Source organism: Skermanella sp. (assembly GCF_059503625.1).
In genome coordinates, this window is record NZ_JCACHA010000513.1 from 1 (window position 1) to 2127 (window position 2127).

The 2127-nt window shown below is 61.6% G+C and carries 3 protein-coding genes; all 3 read right to left on the minus strand.

Going from position 1 to position 2127, the window contains the following annotated elements; genetic code table 11:
* Positions 1–81: 81 nt before the first annotated feature.
* The 3 genes from AC5JJ6_RS11000 to AC5JJ6_RS11010 all read right to left on the minus strand — a co-directional run bounded on the left by AC5JJ6_RS11000 (position 82) and on the right by AC5JJ6_RS11010 (position 1977).
* On the minus strand, positions 82–399 hold the full coding sequence (locus tag AC5JJ6_RS11000; protein WP_496042072.1) for a hypothetical protein: 318 nt from the start codon (positions 397–399) through the stop codon (positions 82–84).
* A 257-nt stretch (positions 400–656) separates the two neighbouring features.
* Positions 657–1496 (minus strand): hypothetical protein, encoded by an 840-nt coding sequence (locus AC5JJ6_RS11005; RefSeq protein WP_496042073.1) that lies wholly within the window; start codon positions 1494–1496, stop codon positions 657–659.
* A gap of 247 nt (positions 1497–1743) precedes the next feature.
* Positions 1744–1977 (minus strand): hypothetical protein, encoded by a 234-nt coding sequence (locus tag AC5JJ6_RS11010; protein ID WP_496042074.1) that lies wholly within the window; start codon positions 1975–1977, stop codon positions 1744–1746.
* Positions 1978–2127 lie beyond the last annotated feature (150 nt).

Below are 2127 nucleotides of genomic sequence, written 5' to 3' on the forward strand. Positions count from 1 at the left end.
CCTGGGCTTCAAAGGGTTTGCTGAAGCCCAGGCAGGATGAAAACGTTGCCTGGATCGACTTCGTCCCGTCAGATCACCCTGCTACCGGATAATCGGATCCGGAGCGATCTCGGAACTCCTGAAGGCATGAGCTGCGATGTTGCGGCATCCATGTCGCCTCATGTCCTCGAACATCCCGGTAATCGCCGGATTGGTCAGCGCGCTGGCCGCAGCCTCCGCCGACACAAGCCTGATCAGGACCATGGTGTTCGGCGACACGTCGAGCGCGTTCCAGTGAGCGGAGAATTCCTGGAAACCATCCAGTCTGACCAGCTCGGCGATCCAGCTCCTGGAACGCTCCCGGTATCCGGTGGCATCAAGATCGGCAGGCCGGTCGAAGAGCAGCATGTAAAGCGCCATCTCATCCTCCGTAGTTCTCCCTATGGTGCGCGGCAGAGGTCGATCATCGACACTGCGACCAACACCACGATATCAGGCCATATTCCTCGTCGCCTCCCGCAGAAACGTTCGAATTCCCCGCGCCACATGCGGGGTCGTGTAATCGACAGCGGTGTCGTCATCGGCCTGCGGCAGGATCCGGCCTTCTACCCTCAATCATCAGCCGCTGGCATCCGGAAATAAGGATTTTCTCAAGCGGTTGGCGCACCGGTGTCGCCTCAATGGGCCATGAGAACCGGCACGCTGGCCATGGCCAAGATGTGACTGGTGGCCCCGCCCAATATCATCTGGCGCAACCGGCTCTGAGTATAGGCGCCCTTGATCAAGAGATCACCGCCCAGCTTATGGGTCTGCTCCAGAATGGTTTCACCAGTGCCGCGGCGCTGCGGAACATGAAGGGCCTGTGCCGGGATCGCGGCCCGCATCAGAGAGCTGGCCATCTCGTCCCCGGACGGGCCGGCGACCAAGCCACCCTCAACTGTCAACACAACGACCCGGTCAGCCTGCTCGAGCAGCGGGCGGGCAAAGGCAACCGTGCGTGCCGTCTCGGTGCTGGCGTTCCAGGCAATCACGATCGTCCTGCCAATCTGCGAGGGCGTTGTGGGTGGAGCCACGAGGACCGGACGGCCGCTGTCGAACAGAAGGGTTTCCAGCATAGCCATGCGCGGCGCGGCGGCGCCGCGGGATGGCTGGCCCATGACCGTCAGGTCGAACAGCCGGGCATGCTGGCCGATGAATTCGTCACCCGGCGGCGCCTCGGCTCGGAAGGCTGCCCACGGACCGCCCGCCTCGGCGCCGGTGTCGACTGGGATCCGGCGCTCGCGCAGATAGACCTCGAAGGTTCTGTGCGCTCGCTGGATAGCCTCCCAGTCCTCGCGCCGGAACTCCTCGATCACATAGGGCGCTCCCATGCCGCTCGCCGCGATGCTGCCGGCGAAGTCAGGGCGGACGTGCAGCCCTTCCAGGTAGCTGCCGAACCGGCGCGCCACCAGCACGGCCGACTGCAGGACCGATGGCAAAAGCTCGCTTTCCTCGATCGGGATCAGAAGGTTTTTCATCGCTTCATCCCCTCCGGATGGTTCTCGATTATCCGCCTTCGACCAACAGGACGCAATAAGTTCCACAGAAAGAGGAGGTTCCTGGGACTGCCTTCAACGCTGATAGCGAGGCACCTCGATGCGTTGGGGACCTCCTATCCAGGCTATCAGGCCATAACGGTGGTCATGCGTGCCACCCGATCTCGCGCGAGATCGGGTGGCTCCCCGGCGTCATTCCCCAAGGGTACTCAATGACCGTACAGAGAACTCAGTTCTCCTGTTTCCGGCGGTCCTCATCCTCCAGTTCCACGCGAGTGGCCTTCTTCAGGTGATTGAGGCGGTCGCGCGCCTCATCCTGGCTGAACGGACCTTCCACATCCATGCCGATCGCGATGTAGTGCCCGTCGGGACGGTCGAGTGGGGTGTTGATGGGAAGGTAAGCGTCACTCAGGTCTTCGTTATTGACGACGGTTCTGTTCCGGATCTCGATCAGGTTGGCCATTGAGTAAGTCCAGGATCAGGGTGTCAGGGTTGCAGGAAAACAGACATGTCGTTTTGGACATCAACAAGTGCTACCGCGATCGTTCCTGGCTGGACACGCCGGATGGAGAGGGACCAGAGACAACGCCGGCATCAATCTGAAAACCATCGG

Excerpts from the sequence above, each read along its gene's own strand:
- AC5JJ6_RS11000 (WP_496042072.1), bottom strand. The coding sequence starts at position 399 with ATGGCGCTTTACATGCTGCTCTTCGACCGGCCTGCCGATCTTGATGCC.
- AC5JJ6_RS11005 (WP_496042073.1), bottom strand. The coding sequence starts at position 1,496 with ATGAAAAACCTTCTGATCCCGATCGAGGAAAGCGAGCTTTTGCCATCG.
- AC5JJ6_RS11010 (WP_496042074.1), bottom strand. The coding sequence starts at position 1,977 with ATGGCCAACCTGATCGAGATCCGGAACAGAACCGTCGTCAATAACGAA.